The organism is Virgibacillus ainsalahensis (assembly GCF_055380755.1).
Genome location: NZ_AP043943.1, coordinates 3752934 through 3775845, shown reverse-complemented (window position 1 = coordinate 3775845; position 22912 = coordinate 3752934). Strand labels below are relative to the sequence as shown.

Sequence of the window (22912 nt, the reverse complement as noted above, 5' to 3'; positions counted from 1 at the left end):
TAGCCATCCACTTTACCTGTTAACCATTTGTTTTTTATTTTTGCTTCCAGACTTGGTGAGTATTTTCCTTAGAAGATTACTAGTATACGAGAATGCAGGTTTCGGGTCTTTCCAATCCCATATAGCATATACTTTAGGCCTGAAATATGACTTCATCACTGTCGACAATGAGAGTTGTCCTGTTCTTAAGTATCCTTTTATAGCTAACATATCTTCATAGCCATACCAAAAGGCAGTATTCGTGTCTTTCTGTAAGCCGCTTGACTCTATAGGATTTCCGGTAAGTTCCAAATATGTAATATAAGGAACATTCATCCCAACCTTGCGCAACATGCGATTGAAATTCGTAATTCTTGCATTGATTTCAATTAAGTAGAACTCACCGGTTTCCGCATCCTTTTTAAATTCAATTTCAGCAAAACCTTTATATCCAATGGCCTCCAGAAATTCCGTTCCAATCTTTTGTAGTTCAGGTATATACTTTTGTACAGTATAAACCGATGCCCCAAAATTTATAGGATATTGCCGATGTTTTTGGCAAGTAACCCAATGTGTTACCTTGGCATCCTGATTTAGGTAGGCATCAAATGTATGCATATGGTCATCGGAACCAGGTATAATCCGCTGAACGATTACTTCCAAACCTGCATCTTCAGCTTTTTCTAAGGCCTCATTAAGCTCTTCTCTTGAATGTACTTTGAATAATTTTCTTCTGAATTTCATCACAAAGCTTGGTGAATCTACCGGCTTTACCAGACAAGGAAATTTAAGCTCATTTTCCACCTTGTTATAAAAATCTTCATCATTTAAATGTACAGTTTCAGGTACCTTCATACCCTTTTCCATCGCCAGGGAATGCAAGGTTCCCTTGTTCATTACTCTTGTATATAAACCTTGCTCCGTTTGCGGAATAAGATAGTAGTTTCGAATTTCGTCCAAATATTCATCAACCACCTCGACATATGAATCATGGCAAGGAATCAGAACTGGCTTCTCATCTTGTTTCTTTGCATAATTGATGAGAGCATCAATGAAGTTCCGGGATTTATCCTTATAATGCGGTACAATTATTTTTTCTGTACAATATTTTGATTCTGCCCCGTATCTTTCATTTTCAGAGTAGTCTACTGCAACCGTATGAATCCCATGCACACCTAAAGACCTTATTGCGCTTAATCCGATGTAATAATTAGTCCCTAAAACAACCGCTTTGTTACGCATATTGTCCCCCCTAGAAAATATCGTAATCATGTCACCTTTAATTGATGTATAGTTAGATCTCGATAGATTATATAATTGACAACTTTTTTAACTTTTCAAAAGTTTAACATAAAAAGGATAGAATAACTAGGTCATTTGGATTGTTTTCGACATAAAATTAACATTTCAATATTTCTCATACGGTACCTTTGAATTTACGAAACCGATTTCGTATTTAAACATTGCATGAAAAAAGACTGGCTCAAAAAGTTGCCCTACTTTTTGGCCAGCCAATCTTTATTTATTCATACTTGAGAAAAAGTCAGCCAGAGGATCTTCATCTACATTTTCTTCCTCCGGTTCTTCCTGCTGTTCATGGATGTCTTCCAGGATGTCCATATTCACATCATCCAGATTATCCTGTGCAGCAGCGATTTCCTCCTCCACTTCCTCCGGTGGTTCTTCCTCGTTATCCTGTTCAACCACCGGCTCTGTCTCCTGCAAATACAAAGCCTCATCAATATTCGTTGTATTACTGTTCAAGGAAGCAAGAAGCGTCGTTGCACGCATAGGGTCGCTCAGCAGCTGATAAAGAATCGTACCTATCAGCGCTTCGGAATGCTCATGCTTCAACCAGCTTTTTTGTTCCCTTGTTAGCTGTTTCGGTAAAGGAATTGTGATCGTTTCCTTTTCTCTTGAGTAGGTTTCATTCACGCCTTTTAGGACAAACTGCGCAATTTGGCTGGAGAAATTTCTGCGCTCCGTATCCTTAAGCTTTTGCAATTGTTTTAATAGGTAATCAGGTGTATCAGAAGGGACTCGAAAAGTGATCGACTGCCCCCGCTCTATACTTTTGTTAGCCATTATCTCACCCTACTTAGTTGCTTTTGTTGTCGCTTTGTCTTCTTCCTTCTTCTCAGGCTTAGCAGATTTCTGTGCAAAATCGCTAATCAGTTTGTAATACGCGTTTGCCATCATCCAAATACTTTCATTTTCATTCTCAAAAAATTCAATGTTGAAACCATCCATTTTATTATTTAGTGCTTTAATATATTCTTTTAATACCGCTGATCCTCCACCTACGAAATAGCAGATTTCAGATTGTGAGTTTTTCTGCCAGACATTTCTGAGGAAGCGATATTCTTTTTTCGCAAGTTCCAGCAAAATATGATCCGTTATATCATGTACATTTGTTCTGCTTCCTTTAACCATAATATGGTTACGATCATTCTTACGGGTAATCACATCGACTACATCACGACGGCTATCAAGTTCAACACCATGTTTGGAGCGGATTTCTTCACGAATTTCTTCGAGTGATTCCGACACACCGAGATTGAAGCCCTGTGCTTTATCATCATCCACGTTTCGATTTCTTATGACAGCGATATCTGTCGAAAGCCCACCGATATCCTGGATTAAAATTTGTTTGTCGATTAATTCCTTATTAATAACTTTCAAATCATTATCCATGATCAGGTTTACATATGCTGCAAAACCTTCCGGGTATACCTTTACTTCGTCAAATTTTATATTCACTTTCTTACCTTGATGCTGTGGTGTAACAAGAAACTCAACCTGATGGACGGAACCAAGTAACTGAGAACGATAACCTACATCTTTCCCTTCTTTTACTTCACGTAATGGAAGTCCTGTACCAAGGGTGTAATTTGCATCGATAACATTATTATTCGAAGGTCTGAACGCTCTGCTTGATACTGCATCTAGTGCAAGTGATGCGAAAAGCATAATAAGTGTTTGATCTTCTTCTGATTTACTGCTTCCCGGATCAAGCTCTGTTGAATTATTGCTCTTTGCTGCAAGGTTACCAACACGATAAATGATATTGTTTTCTTCAAGTGCCGGAGAGTGTACACGTATATGGATATTATCCATTACTTCTTTTTCATCCAATTCCTCAATTCCTATTACCGGCCGGTCTTCTAAATCAGGGGCAATAACATTTGGTATGTAAAAATCATTCTCCAGCTGTCCGAAATTTGCTTTTAGTGCATCGTTCCCAACATCTACTGCAGCGATTCTTGATTTTGTCATATTATATTTCTCCTCTCAAAATAAACTTACTATTAATAGGGTAATAGTTTTTGGAAAAATAATCAATCAGACTTTTTTCGTGTTCTTTTATGTTTACTTGTAATCAATTAATGTATACAAGTTTACTTATTTGTCTACGTTGTTAGAACAGCATGTGTGCTTATTTGTTTACATGTTTTCATAATTGTGTACTTTTGTAAACTATTTTGTAAACATGTTTTCTTTTTATGTGTACATGTAATCACAATTGAAAACATGCTTTTTCTCTATAAACTATCGATAAAATTTAAAATTTAATCGAGGAAAATCTGACGAATCTACCTCTCCTTATTTAGATATAAATCATGGTAAATTAATAAAAAGGCCCTTAGATATACATATTAGCCAAAAGAAAAGAGTGAGGGTTGAATTATCCTCACTCTTACTGACACTGAAGCTTTAAGTAATAAGACGAGAGCATTATACTCCCAGCTTATTTTATTGTTAAATAACCTGTCGTTCCCAGTGCCTGTGCATCGCAATTGCTTCCACAAACTGTTTAACAAACTGCTGATCGTCCCCTTTTACTACACCGGGGCTACCGATCATATTATTCGCTTCTAGCCAGCGTATGCCTTCATGAGTTGCTCCGATTGGCTTGTAATGCTTAAAGGCTTCCTTCACAAAATAGGTTGTATTTTTATGGAACTCAGCATCTTCTCCACTTCCGCCAACAACATAGAGCGCATCATATAAAACAGAATCGGTCGTCGAGAAACTATGGTTAACCATTAATTCTTCTCCACCGGCTCCTGTTATCATTTCCTGAGTGCCGCTGATGATTTCGTATACAACACCTTCTGCATGCAGCCCATGTAAAATTTCCTTAATCACTGCATCATTAAAACCGTTTGTCATGATTACACCCACTTTACGGGTTGCCGCTGTTTTAGTAGTGTTAGCCTGACTCACAGCAGGAGAAGATTTTGTCACATCAGAACCCTTTTTCGTTGGTGGCTTAGCTCCAACATTTTTTGCAAAGGCTGTTGCTAATTCTGTGTCAACATTTGCATACATTTCCACGACCTGCTGCCGGACACTCATACTCTTTACTTTTCCGACTTCAAAACTGAAAGCATCAATGATGTGTTGCTTTTCATGAGAGCTCATACTGTTCCAGAACATCTTGACCTGGGAGAAATGATCCTCGAAACTGGCACTTCTTTGGCGAATTTTCTTTCCATCCACCTTTTCCTGATAATGAGCATATCCACCCTCTTTTTCCGTAGCAGGTGCTGGATGGTTTGCTGAGAGGGAATTATTATGATAAGAGACCTGCCCCTTATTAATCGTAGTTCTGTGAAAACCTCCACGCTGATTGTTATGAAAAGGACATACAGGCTGGTTAATCGGTATTTCATGAAAGTTCGGACCACCCAGACGAAGCAACTGTGTATCCGTGTATGAGAATAACCTTCCGTGAAGCAGTGGATCATTGGTAAAATCAATACCTGGAACGACATTGCCCGGATGAAAAGCGACTTGCTCCGTTTCTGAAAAGAAATTATCAACATTTCTATTCAATACAAGCTTACCGATTATTTTGAGAGGAACATCCTCTTCCGGCCATAATTTTGTTGGATCCAATATGTCAAAATCAAAAGCAAATTCATCTTTTTCCTCAATAATCTGGACACCTAATTCAAACTCCGGATAATTCCCCATTTCAATGGAATCAAATAAATCCTGCCTGTTGAAATCTGGATTATTCCCGGAAACTTTCTGTGCTTCATCCCACACTAAGGAATGTACGCCAAGCTTTGGTGCCCAATGAAATTTTACAAAATGTGATGTACCCTCTTCGTTCACAAAACGGAAGGCATGTATTCCAAATCCCTGCATCATCCGAAAACTTCTCGGTAATGCCCTGTCAGACATCAGCCACATGACCTGGTGAGCAGATTCCTGATTGTTGGCGACCCAATCCCAAAATGTATCATGTGCCCCTGTGGCTTGAGGAATCTCATTATGTGGTTCAGGTTTAATTGCGTGTACAATATCTGGAAACTTCATTCCATCCTGTATGAAGAATACCGGCATATTGTTGGCTACTAAATCGTAATTCCCTTCCTCGGTGTAAAATTTTGTCGCAAAACCGCGTACATCACGTGGAACATCGGTTGATCCACGAGCTCCAACCACAGTAGAGAACCGTGTGAATACAGGGGTTTTTGTTCCCGGCGTCTGGAGAAATTTTGCTTTTGTATATGGTTTCATCGACTCGTACAGTTCAAAGTAACCATGTGCCGCAGATCCGCGTGCATGCACAACCCGCTCTGGTATCCGCTCATGATCAAAATGCATCACTTTTTCACGAAAATGAAAATCCTCCATCAACGTCGGACCGCGCTCACCTGCTGTTAAAGAAAGTTCATCCTCAGAGACCTTTAACCCCTGGTTTGTAGTCATTTTTTTGTTTGAATCATCTACCTTAAACTGTTCCAGCTGGTCTTGCTTGCTTTTTTCATTTACCTTATTATTCTCATCACTCATAGAACTACCCCTTCCTTATGTGTTGCTTACATTTTGCTATTTTCTCCAAAGGTTGGGATATTATGAATGAATTAAAGCGATAAGTGGGATTTTTTAAGTGTTAATGTTAGGATGAGGAAATCTACTAGACAAGGGTTATTCCGCCACTACCTCGATATCTCCTACATCTGTTTTCATGTCCACTGAATAATCACCATCTTTGATGATATAGCTGCCATTTTCTCCGAATACGGATGTCGATCCTATTTCTGTATCTGCACGAAAGGATACATCGGAAGGAACACTGGAAAGGCTGATATGAATACCTCCGACATCAGTCTGGAGTTCCATATCGTCTGAAATGCTTTCAGCAATAATATGAATATCTCCAACATCATTAACGGCTGAGAGAAACCCGCTTGAATGATTGATTCTCATATCCCCGACATTCGATTCAACCTCAAGCAATTCTGTTTCCACATTTTCAATGGTTGCATCGCCTACATCCGTATGAACAATCAATTCCCTGGTACTTACATCAGAAATATGTGAGTCACCGATATTGTTTTCCATATCAATTTCTGTGAACTGTTTTTCAGGTATAAATACATCGACACTTAATGATCCGAAATGAAAGCCGAATTGGAAAAAATTAAAGATATTTTTCCTTTCAATATCCACATTTAGCGTGTTTGATTTCAACTCCAGGTCTACTTTCGTATTGCCCCTGATTTTTCCTGTCCAGACAACTTCAATAGCATCAGAATTCGATGGTAATACATGAACATCAGCTATTTCACTCGATATTCTCAACTGGTCTACGTCATCTGCAGGAAAATCCTCGCTTCCCTTTAAAGTTTCATATGAAGCAAACCCCCAGGCAATCTTCAACATCCCTATAACAAATACAATCATAAGTACAATAGCAATTACCTTTACTAAGTTACGCATGACTTCTTCTCCCCCTCCCCTTTTCGTTCCGTCCCTTTCATAAATATAGATAACCTTTATCAAGTTGACCAGTTCAAAAATATAACGTTTTCCCGCCAAATAGAGATACGGATATGATAAGATAGGTTTGTTGACAGAGAGGAGGCGACTGAGCATGCATAAAAACAAAGGAATTATTTTTGTACTAATAGGAGCCGCGAGTTTCGGTTTCACACCTATTTTTGCTAAATTGGCTTTTGGTAATGGTTATTCATTGGGACAGCTAAATATTGCCCAGATGATCATTTCTTTTTTATTTTTATGGACAATTGCTCTCGCCAGGCGTTCGAGTTTCAAAGGATTAACGAAAAAAAACATTTCCCGGGTAATGATTACAGGAGCATTCGTCGGGTTGACAAGTATTTTTTATTATGGATCCATTCAGTATTTACCTGCTTCTATGGCGATTATTTTACTCTTCCAATTTGTTTGGATCGGGATATTATTTGAGTGGGTGTTTTCGAAAATTAGACCAACAATTGTTACATTAGGGGCAATTGTCTTGATTTTAACAGGGGTGTTTTTTGCTTCCAATGTTATCGGAGGTACCATACAAGACTTGCCTATTATCGGGTTTGTTCTAGGTACGCTTGCAGCTTTTTGCTATGCCGGGTTCATCTTTTTTAGTGGTAAGGTGGCAACGGATGTTGATCCCTGGATCCGCAGCTCGCTTATGGTAACAGGGTCGCTTATCCTGGTACTGGTGATATTCATGCAGGAAATCCCGGCCATTCCTGCATTTGGTGATACATTATGGCTGATAGCTGCAGGTGTAGGACTGTTTGGAGCAGTTTTACCACCACTCTTTTTTGCAATGGGAGCTCATCTTGTTCCGGATGGACTATCAAATATATTAAGCTCCGTAGAGTTGCCTGTAGCAATAATTTCTGCGAGTCTAATACTTTCCGAAACTGTGACAGCCTGGCAATGGGGAGGTATTGTCTTAATTCTTGCTGCCATAATACTGAATGAGATTGGCAGCTCAAAATTACGGTATTATACGAAGTAACTTGAAATTATGGTTGATGCGATTACTCGCTACGGAAATACACTACGCTGGTTAGATGTTCTGCAATTTCATCAGCACACTTGTGTTGCTTAATTATATAACAAGCATAGTCATACACTCTTATGATGGTTGATTGAAGCGGAGGACCGTTGACTCCAGCGGGAACAGCACGTGTCTGAAGACCCCGCAGAGTGGGTTTCTCGAGGAGGCTGAAGCCGTGCCCGCTAAAAAGCAACGGTCCGCAGCGGAAATCAACCCAGCAGTTACTTCGTCTTTTATATCTTTTGTGTCAAAAGCAACAGGGGGGATTGGTGGGACGAGTAACCGCTGTCCCAATCTTTTAAAGAACAGCTTCTGGTTAAATTAGCTGTTTTCATTATAGATGATGGCGCCATGCTGATTTCTTAAACGCTAAAAAACGCGTCCGAGTAGACGCGTTTTCCTTCACTTTATACCGCTTTTGATTTACTTGGTTGTTTTTTCTTCTTAATCTGTTTACTGCGAAGCTGACCACAAGCAGCGTCAATGTCAGCACCGTTTTCCCAGCGCACTCCACAATTAATACCATTCTCTTTCAAGGTTTCAAAAAAGGTCTGGATGGTTTCTGATTCGCTTCGCTGGTATTGATTATGTTCATCAACAGAGTTATATGGAATCAGATTAACATATGCGAGATGACGGTGATCCTTTAACAGTTTCGCCAATTCAACCGCTTCTTCTTTGTGGTCATTTACGTCCCTAAGCATAATATATTCATACGTAATCCGACGGTTCGTTTTCTCCAGATAGTAGTCCACAGATTTCATGAGTTTCTCAATTGGAAATGCTTTATTAATCTTCATAATTTTAGAACGCAATTCATTATTAGGTGCATGAATGGAGATAGCCAAATTTACCTGGATGCCTGTATCGGCAAACTCATAAATTTTATGGGCCAGACCGCTTGTTGAAACTGTAATATGTCTAGCGCCAATATTAAGCCCTCTGTCGTCATTTACAACATAAAGGAAGTCCATAAGGTTCGTAAAGTTGTCAAACGGTTCTCCGATGCCCATAACGACGATGTGGCTTACACGCTCATCTCCACCCTGTGTATCGAGATGTTTCTGTACATTCATGATTTGTTCAACGATTTCTCCACTTGAAAGGTCGCGGCTCTTCGTCAGCAGGCCACTCGCACAGAAACTACAGCCAATATTACAGCCAACCTGTGTGGTCACACAAACGGAAAGCCCGTAATTAAAGCGCATCAGCACGGTTTCAATCAGATTACCATCAGCCAGCCTGAATAGAAACTTAATCGTTCCGTCTTTGGATTCCTGTTTAATCTCCGGATCCAACGTGTGCAGGACAAAATTCTCTTCCAGCAATTCAATCGTTTCTTTATTAACATTTTTCATTTCAGAAAAATGGGTAATCCTTTTTTTATAAAGCCAATTCCAGACCTGATCTACGCGAAAACGTTTCTGCCCGTGTTCTTTCAGCCAGTCAGTCAATTGGTCATATGTCAGTCCGTAAACGGAGGTTTTACTCATTGTATACCTTCTTTCAGTTTATTGCTATCTTACATATTACTTCATGTACGCACTTGAGGCAAATGGTTTTTGCTGTAATATTTGCCTGCGGATTCTAAAACCAATCATTGGACGATGCTTTAGCAAACCCGTATCATTACATAATAAGAAACATTTTGAAGGAGTGGGTCATTTTGACGAACCAGAACATAAAAAAATTCAACAATATCCCCCTCTCTGTACTGGATCTAGCTCCAGTCAAAGAAGGCGGTAGTCCAAGAGAGTCGTTTAAGGAAAGTGTAAAACTGGCTCAGGCTGTCGAAAAATTCGGGTTTCACCGCTTCTGGCTGGCAGAACACCACAATATGCCAGGTATTGCCAGCTCAGCAACTTCAGTAATCATTGGACATATTGCGGAAAAAACGAATCACATGCGCGTCGGTTCCGGCGGGATTATGTTGCCAAACCATGCCACCCTTGTAATTGCGGAACAATTCGGCACACTTGAATCGCTTTATCCGGGGCGAATTGACTTAGGGTTAGGACGTGCACCGGGAAGTGACCAGGCTGCTGCTTATGCATTGCGTCGTACGCTAAACACAGGCCCTGAGGATTTCCCAATGCAGGTAAATGAATTGCAAGATTACTTTGCAGATGAACCAGTTTCACGTGTAAAGGCAGTTCCTGGACAAGGGTTGGACATCCCAATCTGGCTCCTGGGATCAAGTGACTTCAGTGCAAGGCTTGCCGCACAAAAAGGATTATATTTCTCCTTTGCCAGTCATTTTGCACCACAATATACAATTCCGGCGTTAAAACTGTACCGGGATAATTTCCAGCCTTCTGAGACACTGGAGAAGCCATATGCCATGGTGGGTGTGAATGTTATTGCCGCAGACACCGATGAAAAGGCGAAGTATCTCGCTACATCCCAGCAGATGAACTTCTTGAATATCCGTAAAGGAATGCCGTCCAAGCTGCAGCCGCCAGTTGAAAAGATGGAATGGTCCCCGATGGAGAAAGCAGCTGTTGAAGAATCTCTTGATCCACTTACAACAATCATCGGCAGCCCTGAAACGGTTAAACAAGGGCTTGAGAAGTTCCAAAAGGAAACACAGGCAGATGAAATGATTATTACATCACAGATTTATAATCTGGAAGATCGATTGCGTTCCTATGAGATTGTATCGGAATTAATGTCCGAAAACTAATGTGAATCGTGGTTGTGGATGGATTCGAGCGAACTACAGCACACAAATCGAGCGAGGAAGCCTTTTCGGCCGTCTCGCTCGATTTCCTTATTAGCCTAACTAAGAAGGTGTGCGCCTGTCATCTTTTCCCAACAGCTGTTTAATTTCCTGCAATTCCTTCTGAACTTCTGCCAATTTAATTTCTTCACGTGAAGGATTATCCTCCCTGTTTGCTTCTTCTACATTATTTACCACTACACCAACAAACAAGTTAATAATCACAAATGCTCCAATCGTGATGAATGTAACAAAGTACCACCATGAAGAAGGGTCTTCCGCTAGTATCGGGCGCATCACGCCACTTGCCCAGGACTCGAGCGTGATCACCTGAAATAGGGTTAATAAAGACATATGGAGTGTACCGAAATATTCAGGAGCAATAGACTGAAATAACATCGTCCCAATCACTGCGTAAATATAGAAAAATATACCGAGTAACAACATGATTGTTCCCATTGAGGGGATTGTAAGCAATAATGCATTTACCATCTTACGGAGTGATGGAATAATCGAAATTGCCCGCAAGACTCGAAGTACCCGCAACACCCGTAAAACAGTCACATAATGGGCTCCAATCAGAATATGTCCGCTGGCCACAATTACAAAATCAAATACATTCCATGGTTCTTTGAAAAAAGAGCCAATCGATTTGCTGCCAATTAACCGTATGACGATTTCAATTGTAAATATCCAAAGCAGGATTTGATCAACTATGTATATCCAATCCGCGTAATTTTCAGCGAAGTAACTGTATGTTTCCAGTCCGACCAAAACTGCATTGATAAGAATTAGACCGATAATCACATTTAAAAATAATGGATGGCCGGCAATTTTTGCACATTTTTTTCTAAAATTGTTCATGATTCATTCTATCCTCCTTCCCATTTATTTTACTGTCTATCTGTATGATTGTCATCTATCCCATCACTAAGACAGTTTTTGCATTGTTTGGTCTAACATGTAGTAAACAAAAAATCCCCCCTTAATAGAAAACAAAAGTTATCTGTCTTCCTTTAAGGGGGACTTCTATATCTCAGGAAACTGTTTCTTTCTTTCGTCTGACGTTTTTTATCACAAATCTGCTTTCCGGAATCGAGGGCATTCGAACCATACTATAGCTCAAATCCTGTGGAGGAACATCATAACTTACCCGCTTCGTTAAAAATTTTAAGATTACTTGCATCAATTCAATCGTAATCCACTCCCCTGCACAGCGATGACCAATATCATACGCTCCACCACCCTGTGGGATAAAATCAAAGGGACTGCCATCCCAATCCTTAAACCGCTCCGGCTGGAATGTATGTGGATCTTTCCATCGTTTCGGACTGTGATTTATTCCATAGATATCAAGGAGAATTAACTTTCCCTTCTTGAATGTATGTCCTTTCCACTCGAAGTCTTTACGTACTCTTGCCCCTAAAAACGGTCCGAACGGATAAAAACGGCGAATCTCCTGAACGAACATCCGGCTGTAATTGCTATCACCCGCTGCTAATTTATCACGTTCTTCTGGATAATGATGCAAAGCCACCGCGCCAAATGTGATGTAACGTCCAATGGCCACAATCGGGCGTAATATATTAATAAGTTCCACAGCAGCTGTTTTTAAATCAAGCAATTCACCATTCAAATCGCGATGCCAGCTCATTGCGTGTAATGCTGTATCCTCACTTGCCTTCTGCTTTCCCTCACGTACCTCTTCAATCAGATACTTGATCCATTTTTCTGTCCGTTGGCGTGCTGTTCTTCCCCGCCAATGTCTTGGGCCAACTGCACCAAATGCATCAATCATTGCACCAAGATCCTTTGTGCGCAGTGTTAATTCTTTGGCCCATAAAGGTACCCCTGCCCACTGACAGGCTGTTCTGCATAACATTTCCTCAGCTTCCGAGAAAAGTTCAACTTCGTCCATGTTCTCCCATTTCTTCAGCGCAATATTGATTTGGTCTTTCATTATATCGTTGAGTGAAACCAGCCGTTCCCTAGTCATCAAAGACATAAACAGCTGCTTGCGGTGGCGGTGCGCTTCCCCGTCCATTCCTTGTACACCACCCTCACCAAACAGGGACTTTTGGATACGTTTTGGTGCAGCACCCTTTCGTTTAAACAACTCATTATCATAAAACACTTCAGCTGCTTCCTTGCCACTGATACAAATTACCTTTTGCCCCAGTAATCTTGTCTGGAAAATATTCGAGTTAAAGCGCTGCATCCTATCAGGTATAAACCGGTAGCCTTCTGACAGCAATTTCATGCTGTTATCCAGCCCTTTCTCTCTAGGGATTGAAGTTGTTGAATTCATCTGGAACACGCTCTCCTTTAATCATGATAGTTGCTCTAGATAGCTTTCCCTGAGAACAGAATATAAAACAAATTAAAAAAGCTGATGATCCATCAGCTTTTTTCTTTACTAATTACCAGCTTTAACCCGTGCTGCAATATCGATTGTTCGTTTTGTCTGGTGCTCTACTGCGGCTTGAACATCTTCTATCATTTTTCCATCTTCTCCTTGGGTGACACTCGTACCATACGGATTACCTCCAGCACCAAATAAAGATTGATCGGAATAACCCGGTGGTACGATAACCGCTCCCCAATGCATCATGGACGTATATAGAGAAAGAATCGTTGCTTCCTGACCACCATGCGGATTTGATGCAGATGACATGGCACTTACAACTTTATTAATTGTTTTTCCAGCGCCCCAAAGACCACCCTGTACATCAATAAACTGTTTCATTTGTGCTGCCACATTTCCAAATCGGGTCGGTGTACTGAAAAGAATGGCGTCCGCCCACTCAACATCATCGGACGTAGCTTCCGGTACATCCTTTGTTGCTTCCACGTGTTCTCTCCAGGCAGGATTTGAGTCGATTGCGGCGTCAGGGGCAAGTTCAGGTACTTTTACCAATTTCACTTCTGCGCCGGCAGTTTTCGCTGCTTCTTCAGCCCATTTTGCCATTTGATGGTTTATTCCTGTTGAGCTGTAATAAATGATCGCTAATTTAACGTTTTCCACTTTATTTGCCTCCCCTTCATCGCACAAATTTTTCAGATACTTACACCTATATTATTTTCCCCACACCTCATGTAATTATTCATAAATGAGTTGTACCGATCATTGTAAGAAAATATCCAATCCAAGCATGGTTCCTATGCCAAACACTAATGTCCATACCGCAAGACTGAGTGTCATCCAGAAAATCGAACTTTTCTTCTCAGCACCTAAGGACATTGCAATGAATGCAGCAATATGGATTCCCGTTAAAATCGGCCCCAAAAGTGATAACCCAGGAAGCCCGTATTTGTTCCAGATATTCTTTCCACGTTCATTTCGCTTTGAAGGTGCTTTTCCTTTTTTCTCCTGTCGCTTTGCAAACCAGATTTTCATCTTTTCAAACCCAATAATAACAGGTAGAACCGTGGCCAAATTGCCAACAAATGCGAGCAGCATCACCCAGAATGGTGACAGTCCCCGGAGGATTCCCACAGGAATGACAAAAGCAATTTCGAACCAGGGAATTGCAGCCGCAATAAATACCAATGCATATTCAACTAACATAAGCGCCTCCTTTAAAAGGCCTTCACCAGCCTCCGGCAATAAATCATAGTTACACATACTTCAAAAAGTATTTGTAACGTTCTACAGGCTACCTGCCTTCATCCTTTTTTCTATGCAATACATCATATAATTCGTCTTCTACTGTAGCATCTGCCATCTTCACCATTCTGCGATATGCAGCCCTGGTTATCAGATGACCGGAAACAGGTGCAGTTAAAAACACAAATATGATTCCAAGCAGAATACGTACACTTAGAAATGACTGTACTACCCAAAAATATAAAAACACACCCGACAGTGTTAATAGCACCGCCAATGTCGAACTTTTCGTAGCAGCATGCGAACGGGTATAAACATCCGGAAAGCGTATGATTCCTATTGCACTGATAACTGCCATTACTGAACCAATCAAAATGAGAAATGCAGCTATGAATTCACTTATTTCGCTTGCGTTCAATGACAACACCCCTCTCTATATATCTGGAGAAGGCAATAGTGCTGATAAAAGCTAAAATAGCTAATATCAGTATAACTTCAAGGAATGCCGTAGTATCAAGCAAAACAGAAATTACTGCAATCACAGAAACGAGAATAACCCCAATCATATCCAAGGCAATAATGCGATCAGGTAAACTTGGACCAATGATAATGCGTATAAGTGCAATTGCACCGGCTATTCCGAATAATACAAGTGCAGAAGAAAGCATAATTGCTACCATTACCTGGTCACCTCCATGATTGCTTTTTCAAATTTGGAAAGAGATTTCAACAGCATTTCTTTAGATTCTTCCACGTCCATTGCATGGATATAATAAGCATTCCCTTCAGGTGTTACTTCCATCACAACAGACCCCGGTGTCAACGTCAGCAGCAGGGCAAGTGCAGGTACTTCCCATTCCCCACGCAGTTCTGTTTCATATCGAAAAATACCCGGTTTAATCCTTATTTTCGGACGTAAAATATGTTTTAACACATGGACACTGGATTGTATCAGCTCCGAAGTGAATATAAGAATCAACTTGAGTGTAGCGTAAAGTCTATATAAATAAAAGCGTTCTCCGAAGAGCCGGTGCATCAGAAATACGATTCCAATACCAACAAGATATCCTGCAACAAATGTTGAAAACCTTAGTTCATCTTCATCTTGAAAAAACATCCAGAGAAACGCGATAGCTAAATTCAATAAAAACTGGCCCGGCATCTGCATTCACCTCCTATTTCCAATAACGCCCCAACATCAATTGTTCATCACTGCATCAATATAGATATCGGGGTTTAATAAAGTATTTGCTGCGTCTGTAACATAAGCAGCAAGCGGTTCTGATCCCAATCCTAATCCAATCGTACCAATTGTAAGCAGGACACATGGGATGATCCAGCCGTTTTTCATTGGCAGTTCATCTTCCTCACTGATGATTGTTTCACCCCAGAAACAGTTTAGGAATACACGCAGCAATGAATACAGGACAAATATACTAGACAGAAATGCAAGGGCAAGTAAAAGATATGCACCTGATTCAACTGCCCCCTGCCCTACCAGTACTTTCCCTATAAATCCACTAAGCGGCGGAATACCAGCCAGAGACATCAATACAATGAAAAATATCCAGGCCAGTAAAGGATAGTTCCGGATAAGTCCACTCATATAATCGATTCTTGCGGTGCCTGTCAATGCAATCATCGTACCGCCAACCAGGAATAATAAAGCTTTTACAATCATATCATGGATTAAATAATAGATAGATCCTTCGATTGCCAACGGTGTAGCCACAGCGAGCCCCACTAAAATGAAACCAACCGCTATCACCACATTATACGAAACAATCAGACGGATATCTTTATAGGCAATAGCTCCAATGCTTCCCCCTATCAGGGTTAGTGCAGCCATGACACCTATCATCGTATGGGTGATGGAAGGTTCATGATAAAAAATGAGTGTAAACACACGGAACATGGCGTAGATCCCGACTTTTGTCAGGAGTGCACCAAACAAAGCAGCGACCGCTGTCGGTGGCGCACTGTAGGAACCAGGAAGCCAGTAATAAAGCAAGAGCCCTGCTTTCAAACTGAAAACAACCAGAAATACGATACCAATTACCGTCAATAACGGTGTCTGGCCGGATTCAGCAACACGCTGGGATATATGTGCCATATTCAATGTACCTAACGTTCCATACAAATAAGCAATCCCAATCAGGAAGAAGAAAGAGGAAACCACGTTAATGACTACATATTTGATTGATTCTCTAAATTGTACCTTTTCACCGCCAAGCGCAATGAGCACATAAGAAGCAAGAAGCATGATTTCAAAATTGACATAGAGATTAAAGAAGTCTCCGGTTAAAAAGGAACCATTTACACCTGCTACAAGGAAATTCACAAATGGATAAAAAAACATCTTTTCCCGCTTTTCCCCAATCGAGGAAAAGGCATAAAGCAAGCAGACTGCTGTTACAATACTTGTTGTCAGGACAAGAAGCATGGAAAAAGAATCTGCTACAAAGAGTATCCCAAAAGGTGGCTCCCAACCGCCAAAATCCAGCCGTAATACTCCATCTGTCTGTAGTTGATTCAATATATAAATACTAATTACGATGTTGGCAATCATGACACTGAAACTTAACCATCTTTGAACTCGTATATAATGACGGAAAAAAATCAGGATAATACCAATCAGGATAGGGAGAACCATTGGTAGTACAAGCAAATTACTCATCATCAAAACCTCTCATTTTATGAAGATTATCTGTTCCCAACTCCTGATACGAACGAAATGCCAATACAAGCAATAATGCCGTAACAGCAAAACTAATGACAATAGAGGTTAATATCAATGCCTGTGGTAAAGCATCGGTATAAGACGAAGCATCTTCTCCCAAAAGCGGAACACTCCCCGTTTTCAATCCGCCCATTGTCATAATCAAGAGATGCGCAGCATGGGAGAGAATAGCCGTTCCTAAAATAACCCGAATTACACTTCTGGAGAGAATCAGATAGGTAGCCACTGATACCAGCACACCTGCCAGGATGGTTATCAACGTTTCCATAGCTTATACATCCTCCCCGATACTTAGAATAATTGTTACAACTACACCTACAACAACTAATGCTACACCAACTTCAAAAAGTGTCACTGTGGCGAGTTCAGTTTCACCAAAAAAAGGAAGGTCAAAATAACCAAAAGCCATACTTAAGAAAGGCTCACCCAGGAAAATCGAACCAAAACCGGTACCGACAGCGATTAATGCCCCAATTGCTGCAACCCGCTTAAAATCAAATGGGATTGCATCCTTTATTGTCTCCATATCAAAGGCCAGAAAAAGGAGAACAAGGGCGGAGGCCAGAACCAGTCCCCCGATAAATCCTCCACCAGGATTATTGTGGCCAGATAGAAATAAATACACCGCAAGCGTTAATATAATAAATACGACTATCTTCGTTACTGCATGCAATATAACATCATTAATCTTCAAGGCTGTCATCCCCCTTTCCGGATTTCAGCTTGATAAAGGCATATACACCAATTCCTGCAATGAGGAGTACAACCACCTCAAGCATCGTATCAAATGCCCGGAAATCACCTAAAATTGCATTAACAATATTATCTCCTCCCGCCAGTTCATAGGCGTTTTCATAAAAATAAGATATTGTTTCAAACAGCCTTCCATTTTGCACAGCAAGTGCGATCACTGTAAAAATCGCCCCGAAGGAAATGGAAATAATTACATTCAGGCTTTTTGACCGCCTCGGAGCATCCTCTCTTTCCCATTCCGGCAAGAAATAATAACTAACCAGGAATAAGACAGTTGTGACCGTCTCAATCACCAATTGGGTAAGTGCCAGATCCGGCGCGCGTAATAAAACAAAGAACACTGCAATCGAATAACCTAGCACCCCGTTAAGCAAAATAGCTGTCAGTCTTGATTTGGCAAAAAGAATTGAAATTCCGGCAATCATCATAACAAGCGCGATGATCCATTCATAGGCAGTAACTGGTGCGTTCCCGGATATTTCAAAATCAAACGCCCCTGTGAAGACCATGGTACCTCCAATCAACACAATAAAAAACAAGAAAATATATACGAAATAATCACGTAAATATCCCGTCATATACACTTTTGTTGCAACACTTGATTTCTCTTCCAGCTGATCAAGGGCAAAACTGTATAACTCGTTAAATGTCCATTTCTCCGGAAACAGGTTGTAGATACCTTTCCAGTAGTGGAGTGTTAAATACATGATGATTCCAAAAGCCACAACCCCGAATGTCATAAATAATTCCATATTAAAGCCATGCCATGCTGAAATACTTACACCCAATTCACTTGCTGGAAAGGCTGGAAAAATCCCGGCAATTGCCGGATGCAACAGGTTATCTCCTAACACATTCGGAAAGAAGAAAATGGCAATAACTAGCAGCCCCAGTATTCCTGGTGCAATTAACATCCCCACAGGAGGCTCCTTTGCTGGACGTTCAAGCTTTTCCTCCCGATAAGGTCCGAAAAACGTTTTAAAAACAATAATCATACAATAGATAAATGTGAAAACACTTGCCACCCATCCAATAATTGGAAACAAGAGGCCCCATGTATCTAATGAGAAAGCACTTAACTCGTTTATATTCAGTAGCGAAGTGAAAAACATTTCCTTACTCAGGAATCCATTAAAAGGGGGCAGGCCAGCCATGGAAAAGCTCCCTATCAGTGCAATTGTAAAGGTGATTGGCATCAATGTAACCAACCCTCCAAGCTTGCGGATATCACGGGTACCCAATTCATGGTCTACAATTCCGATTATCATGAAAAGTGCTCCCTTAAAAGTGGAATGGTTCACAAGATGGAATAGTGCAGCAAATGTCGCTGACGTATAGACAACAGAGTCTGTAGAATATCCAAAATGAAGCGCGGCAGAACCAATTCCAAACATGGACATAATCATACCTAACTGACTAACCGTTGAATAGGCAAGCAGTGCCTTAAGATCCGTTTGTCTTACAGCATTAAAGGACCCCCAGAATAATGTCAACAATCCAACACCGCTGACAAGCCAGAACCATGCTTCCTCCCCACCGAATACCGGTGTAAAGCGCGCTACCAGATAAATCCCGGCTTTCACCATTGTTGCGGAATGTAAATAGGCACTGACTGGTGTTGGGGCTTCCATCGCATCAGGCAGCCAGATATGAAATGGAAACTGCGCAGATTTAGTAAATGCGCCTAAAAGAATCAATAACATTGCAGGCACAAACAACGTATGGTCCGTATGCTCAGAGATCACTGAAATGGTCTCACGTACACTTAGAGTGTCTGTCATAACAGACAGCATAATAAAACCAACAAGCATCGCAAATCCACCACTTACGGTGATAAGCAAAGACTTCTTTGCACCCTGTCTTGACCTTTTCCGGTGAAACCAAAAAGCAATTAAGAGGAAAGATGAAATACTGGTTAATTCCCAGAAGACATATAAAACCATCATGTTATCTGAAAATACGACCCCAAGCATCGATCCCATAAATAACATTAAATAAATATAAAAGTGCGTAAATGATTCCTCGGGGGATAAATAGTAGATAGAATAGAGAATAACCAGTGCTCCAATACCAGTAATCAATAATCCAAAAATCATACTGAGTCCGTCAAGATAAGTTGTGAAGTTTATACCGTATGAAGGGATCCAATTGATTGTATGCAAATACGTTTCTCCGTCAGCGATGGATGGAATATAACGAATTAGCAGAAGAAACAATGCCACCGGAAACGGAAGAATAAACCAGCCAATATGTAATTGTTTTACACGTTTATTTAATAAAGGGATCATTGCGGCAACTAAAAAAGGAACAATAATCGCGATAACCGCTGTTAACAAATTCAAACCTCCGTTCATACTCTGTTCACGTTGATAAAAAGCAATATAAAAACCAGGACAATAGGACGTTTCTTTCTTCCACATACTCATTAAAGTGCATAAATTAAGTTGAAAAGTTTTATTAATGCCTGCTACAAAGGCAGAGGGACACTTGAGAAAAACTGAGGCTGGTGGAATTAAAAAAAATTCATGTTCAAAGGAGACCACCCACTAATTTAGAGCGGCATATACGATGAAAAGTCCTTTCTCGGATCCTGGAGAGGATAAGACATTGATTGCGTTTAATAAACGAAAAACATTAATAGTTTTATTATACACAAAACTGAATTTCATTGCATTTATAATGCTGTAGTATATGTCTAGAGCAAAAGCGCAAGCAAGCGCCTTGAACACCCTAAGGCATAGCTTTAAGTAAGAACTCAACATGCGCGTTCTTTGCTCATGAGGGAGTTCTTACTTCAGACCTCGAGGGACTGGAGCTGGACGTGGCATTTACTGACAAGGAATTGATTTGCTGCCAAAATTTTATACTTTCTTAAATGATATAAAAAGCATGCTAAAACGCTTTTACCCCTAGTATTTTTTTCATACATGGCTTATGATATATGAAAGTTGGGATGAACACAGAAAAGACGGGTAAAGTAGCACGAAAATCGAAGTTATAATTTGGGGTTTGACAAAGCCAATTCTCGTGTTACAATAATACAGTTTAAACCGTCCCTAACGAAAAAAGTATTACTGAATAAACGTATTACATGAACATTTAAAGAGGTGATTGCCGTCATGAGAAAGGTAAAAGGCCGGATGGACGAAAGTATTCTCGTCTGTGTATACTATGGCCCTAATGGCGAAAGACTGATCAAACGCGGCCACAAGCTGGCGAATATGCTTGATTGTCCTTTGTATGTATTAACTGTTGACCCATTGCCATTTGACGAATTTGATGCTGACAAGACCAGTTATGTCGAGCATTGGAAGGATTTATGTGAAGAGTTGGATGTAGATGAATTCATTATCCGGGATAACGATAAACGTCCTTCCAGCAAGGTGATTGCAGAGTTTTCTCATAACTATAATATTACACAAATCGTTATTGGCCAAAGTCCACAAAAAAGATGGGAAGAAATCACAAAGGGTTCCTTTTCAAATGCGCTTTTACGCCAAATGACTTTCGTTGATATCCATATCGTATCGATAGACAGAACTCTAAAAAGTACAGCTGATACTTCCTATGAAAAAGGAGTACGTGCTTTTCTGCAGCAGGATGGAGATAAATACCGGCTTGGATTTGCAAGATCCAAAAAGAATCTCTATGAAGGCATTTTCTATAAGGAAATTGGCACAGACTTTAACAATGGAGTATTTAAATTCGTAAACAAAGACGGCAAAACATGCCAGGTTCATGTATCGGAAGATAAAATAACAGGCGTTATGAAAGAACCACCGAATGTCAGAAGTTAATGAATGAGGGCTGCACCTGTAAATATGGGAGCAGCCCTTTTTAAATTTGTCTTCACTTTAAACCTGATATTTCGACATCCCTATGAATTCCGGCTGGTTAGTGGAGGACTTTTTTGGTACCCTTGTATTGGGTCAAGCAGAAAGTTTCATGTAATTATTAGTAATGGGGGTAATGTTATGAAAAGGTTAGTCGTTTTAGGTGGAGGCTATGGCGGCCTGAAAATCATTTATGGTCTTCTGGAGGAACAGCTCCCTGAGGATATTGATATTACACTAATTGACAGAAATCCGTATCATTCTGTAAAAACAGAATTCTATACAGTTGCAGCAGGAACAGCTGCTGATATCGACAACCGTGAAAATTTTCCGACCAATGAACGCCTCACGACGGTGTATGGTGAAATAACAAAAATCGACACAAGCAATGAACAGATATTAGTTGACGGTAAAACTGATCCTATTCCCTATGATTACCTGGTCATTGGCTTGGGATGCGAAGACAATTATCATGGAGTTCCTGGAGCAGAGGAATTTACACATAGTGTACAGACCTTCTCAAAGGCTAGGAAAACCGGTATGGCAGTAGGGAACTGCAGAGCTAATGGAAATGTAACCATTGTAGGTGCAGGTTTAAGCGGGATTGAAGTAGCAGCGGAAATTCGGGAAAGCAGATCCGATCTGAACATCCGACTGCTCGACAGGGGGTCATCCGTTTTAAAAGCATTCGATGAGAAAATTCAGGCCCATGTGGCAGACTGGTTTTCGAAAAATGGAGTGAACGTATTCCATCACTCCAATGTAGAATATGTGGAAAAAAATGGCGTCTGTAATAATGGTCTATGCTATATTGATGATGTAACCATCTGGACAGCAGGGGTTCGGCCGAATTATCTGGTAAGAGAACTTCCTTTTGAAAAAGATGTTCAGGACAAAATTGTAGTAAACGACTATTACCAAGTGCCTGAGCAGCAAAATGTATATGTCGTAGGCGACTGTGCATCATCGGAACACTCCCCAAGTGGACAACTTGCAGGGCAACAGGGTGAGCAGATTATTGATGTGCTTGCTGCAGTACTGACAGATAAAACACCGAAAAAGCCAAAACCGATTAAATTAAAAGGTACACTCGGATCGCTCGGAAAATCGGACGGCTTTGGAGATATGATGCAAAAATCAGTAACCGGCTACCTCCCCCGTTTGGCTAAATCTGGTTTGCTGTGGTTAAATAAGCGACATTAATCCATTAGAAAGAGCCATGTACTTTAAAACTTAAGAACATGGCTTTTTAAGTACTTCATTTCCAAATCTTCACCGAAAATTTACCTGAACTTCGCACTTCCTTAATGTCTACCTGTTAAGATTTAATCAGAAGATAACATTACATCACCCCAGGAGGTGCACCATGCGATTTCTTGCAAAAGTAAGTGTCTGTCTTGCCGCTGTCCTTTTGTATATGTTATAGAAATCCTATCTTCTAAGGGCAGAGAAA

The 22912-nt window shown here is 40.5% G+C and carries 21 protein-coding genes; 4 read left to right on the top strand and 17 right to left on the bottom strand.

What is annotated here, in order from left to right:
* Positions 1 to 12 precede the first annotated feature (12 nt).
* The 5 genes from ACZ427_RS18730 to ACZ427_RS18710 all read right to left on the bottom strand — a co-directional run bounded on the left by ACZ427_RS18730 (position 13) and on the right by ACZ427_RS18710 (position 6717).
* Positions 13 to 1221 (bottom strand): carboxylate--amine ligase, encoded by a 1209-nt coding sequence (locus ACZ427_RS18730; protein ID WP_461177313.1) that lies wholly within the window; start codon positions 1219 to 1221, stop codon positions 13 to 15.
* Positions 1222 to 1497: 276 nt separating this feature from the next.
* Positions 1498 to 2064: a hypothetical protein gene (locus ACZ427_RS18725; protein WP_461177314.1), complete on the bottom strand. Its 567-nt coding sequence runs from the start codon at positions 2062 to 2064 to the stop codon at positions 1498 to 1500.
* A 9-nt stretch (positions 2065 to 2073) separates the two neighbouring features.
* Positions 2074 to 3255: an Alp7A family actin-like protein gene (locus ACZ427_RS18720; protein WP_461177315.1), complete on the bottom strand. Its 1182-nt coding sequence runs from the start codon at positions 3253 to 3255 to the stop codon at positions 2074 to 2076.
* A gap of 483 nt (positions 3256 to 3738) precedes the next feature.
* Positions 3739 to 5787 carry a catalase gene (locus tag ACZ427_RS18715; protein ID WP_461177316.1) on the bottom strand — a complete coding sequence of 683 codons (2049 nt, stop codon included), beginning with the start codon at positions 5785 to 5787 and terminating at the stop codon, positions 3739 to 3741.
* 135 nt (positions 5788 to 5922) lie between these two features.
* Positions 5923 to 6717, bottom strand: a complete 795-nt coding sequence (locus tag ACZ427_RS18710) for a DUF4097 family beta strand repeat-containing protein (RefSeq protein ID WP_461177317.1) — start codon at positions 6715 to 6717, stop codon at positions 5923 to 5925.
* Positions 6718 to 6871: 154 nt separating this feature from the next.
* Between ACZ427_RS18710 and ACZ427_RS18705 the strand changes: the two genes are divergently transcribed.
* On the top strand, positions 6872 to 7765 hold the full coding sequence (locus ACZ427_RS18705; RefSeq protein ID WP_461177318.1) for an EamA family transporter: 894 nt from the start codon (positions 6872 to 6874) through the stop codon (positions 7763 to 7765).
* A 449-nt stretch (positions 7766 to 8214) separates the two neighbouring features.
* Here ACZ427_RS18705 and rlmN read toward each other — a convergent pair whose 3' ends face one another.
* Complete coding sequence (gene rlmN / locus ACZ427_RS18700) at positions 8215 to 9300, bottom strand: dual-specificity RNA methyltransferase RlmN (protein WP_461177319.1); 1086 nt, start codon at positions 9298 to 9300, stop codon at positions 8215 to 8217.
* A gap of 170 nt (positions 9301 to 9470) precedes the next feature.
* Between rlmN and ACZ427_RS18695 the strand changes: the two genes are divergently transcribed.
* Complete coding sequence (locus ACZ427_RS18695) at positions 9471 to 10490, top strand: LLM class flavin-dependent oxidoreductase (RefSeq protein ID WP_461177461.1); 1020 nt, start codon at positions 9471 to 9473, stop codon at positions 10488 to 10490.
* Between the two features lie 99 nt (positions 10491 to 10589).
* On the opposite strand, the gene ACZ427_RS18690 is transcribed toward ACZ427_RS18695, so the two are convergent.
* The 11 genes from ACZ427_RS18690 to ACZ427_RS18640 all read right to left on the bottom strand — a co-directional run bounded on the left by ACZ427_RS18690 (position 10590) and on the right by ACZ427_RS18640 (position 19962).
* Positions 10590 to 11390: an ion transporter gene (locus ACZ427_RS18690; RefSeq protein ID WP_461177320.1), complete on the bottom strand. Its 801-nt coding sequence runs from the start codon at positions 11388 to 11390 to the stop codon at positions 10590 to 10592.
* A 172-nt stretch (positions 11391 to 11562) separates the two neighbouring features.
* Entirely contained in the window at positions 11563 to 12834 is a 1272-nt protein-coding gene (locus ACZ427_RS18685; RefSeq protein ID WP_461177321.1) for a cytochrome P450, read from the bottom strand.
* Positions 12835 to 12942: 108 nt separating this feature from the next.
* On the bottom strand, positions 12943 to 13551 hold the full coding sequence (gene wrbA, locus ACZ427_RS18680; protein ID WP_461177322.1) for an NAD(P)H:quinone oxidoreductase: 609 nt from the start codon (positions 13549 to 13551) through the stop codon (positions 12943 to 12945).
* A gap of 99 nt (positions 13552 to 13650) precedes the next feature.
* Positions 13651 to 14094, bottom strand: a complete 444-nt coding sequence (locus ACZ427_RS18675) for a small multi-drug export protein (protein WP_461177323.1) — start codon at positions 14092 to 14094, stop codon at positions 13651 to 13653.
* A gap of 88 nt (positions 14095 to 14182) precedes the next feature.
* Positions 14183 to 14551, bottom strand: a complete 369-nt coding sequence (locus ACZ427_RS18670) for a Na+/H+ antiporter subunit G (protein WP_461177324.1) — start codon at positions 14549 to 14551, stop codon at positions 14183 to 14185.
* Entirely contained in the window at positions 14529 to 14813 is a 285-nt protein-coding gene (locus ACZ427_RS18665) for a Na(+)/H(+) antiporter subunit F1 (RefSeq protein WP_461177325.1), read from the bottom strand. Before ACZ427_RS18665 ends, ACZ427_RS18670 begins: the two co-directional genes overlap by 23 nt.
* Positions 14813 to 15295 carry a Na+/H+ antiporter subunit E gene (locus tag ACZ427_RS18660; protein ID WP_461177326.1) on the bottom strand — a complete coding sequence of 161 codons (483 nt, stop codon included), beginning with the start codon at positions 15293 to 15295 and terminating at the stop codon, positions 14813 to 14815. Before ACZ427_RS18660 ends, ACZ427_RS18665 begins: the two co-directional genes overlap by 1 nt.
* A 36-nt stretch (positions 15296 to 15331) precedes the next feature.
* Positions 15332 to 16810 carry a Na+/H+ antiporter subunit D gene (locus ACZ427_RS18655; RefSeq protein ID WP_461177327.1) on the bottom strand — a complete coding sequence of 493 codons (1479 nt, stop codon included), beginning with the start codon at positions 16808 to 16810 and terminating at the stop codon, positions 15332 to 15334.
* Positions 16803 to 17141: a Na(+)/H(+) antiporter subunit C gene (locus ACZ427_RS18650; RefSeq protein WP_461177328.1), complete on the bottom strand. Its 339-nt coding sequence runs from the start codon at positions 17139 to 17141 to the stop codon at positions 16803 to 16805. Before ACZ427_RS18650 ends, ACZ427_RS18655 begins: the two co-directional genes overlap by 8 nt.
* A 3-nt stretch (positions 17142 to 17144) precedes the next feature.
* On the bottom strand, positions 17145 to 17567 hold the full coding sequence (locus tag ACZ427_RS18645) for a Na(+)/H(+) antiporter subunit B (protein WP_461177329.1): 423 nt from the start codon (positions 17565 to 17567) through the stop codon (positions 17145 to 17147).
* Positions 17557 to 19962, bottom strand: coding sequence for a Na+/H+ antiporter subunit A (locus ACZ427_RS18640; RefSeq protein WP_461177462.1), 2406 nt, complete (start codon positions 19960 to 19962; stop codon positions 17557 to 17559). Before ACZ427_RS18640 ends, ACZ427_RS18645 begins: the two co-directional genes overlap by 11 nt.
* A gap of 783 nt (positions 19963 to 20745) precedes the next feature.
* On the opposite strand from ACZ427_RS18640, the gene ACZ427_RS18635 reads away from it, so the two are divergent.
* Positions 20746 to 21423, top strand: a complete 678-nt coding sequence (locus tag ACZ427_RS18635) for a universal stress protein (RefSeq protein ID WP_461177330.1) — start codon at positions 20746 to 20748, stop codon at positions 21421 to 21423.
* A 177-nt stretch (positions 21424 to 21600) separates the two neighbouring features.
* On the top strand, positions 21601 to 22662 hold the full coding sequence (locus tag ACZ427_RS18630; RefSeq protein WP_461177331.1) for an NAD(P)/FAD-dependent oxidoreductase: 1062 nt from the start codon (positions 21601 to 21603) through the stop codon (positions 22660 to 22662).
* Positions 22663 to 22912: the final 250 nt, after the last annotated feature.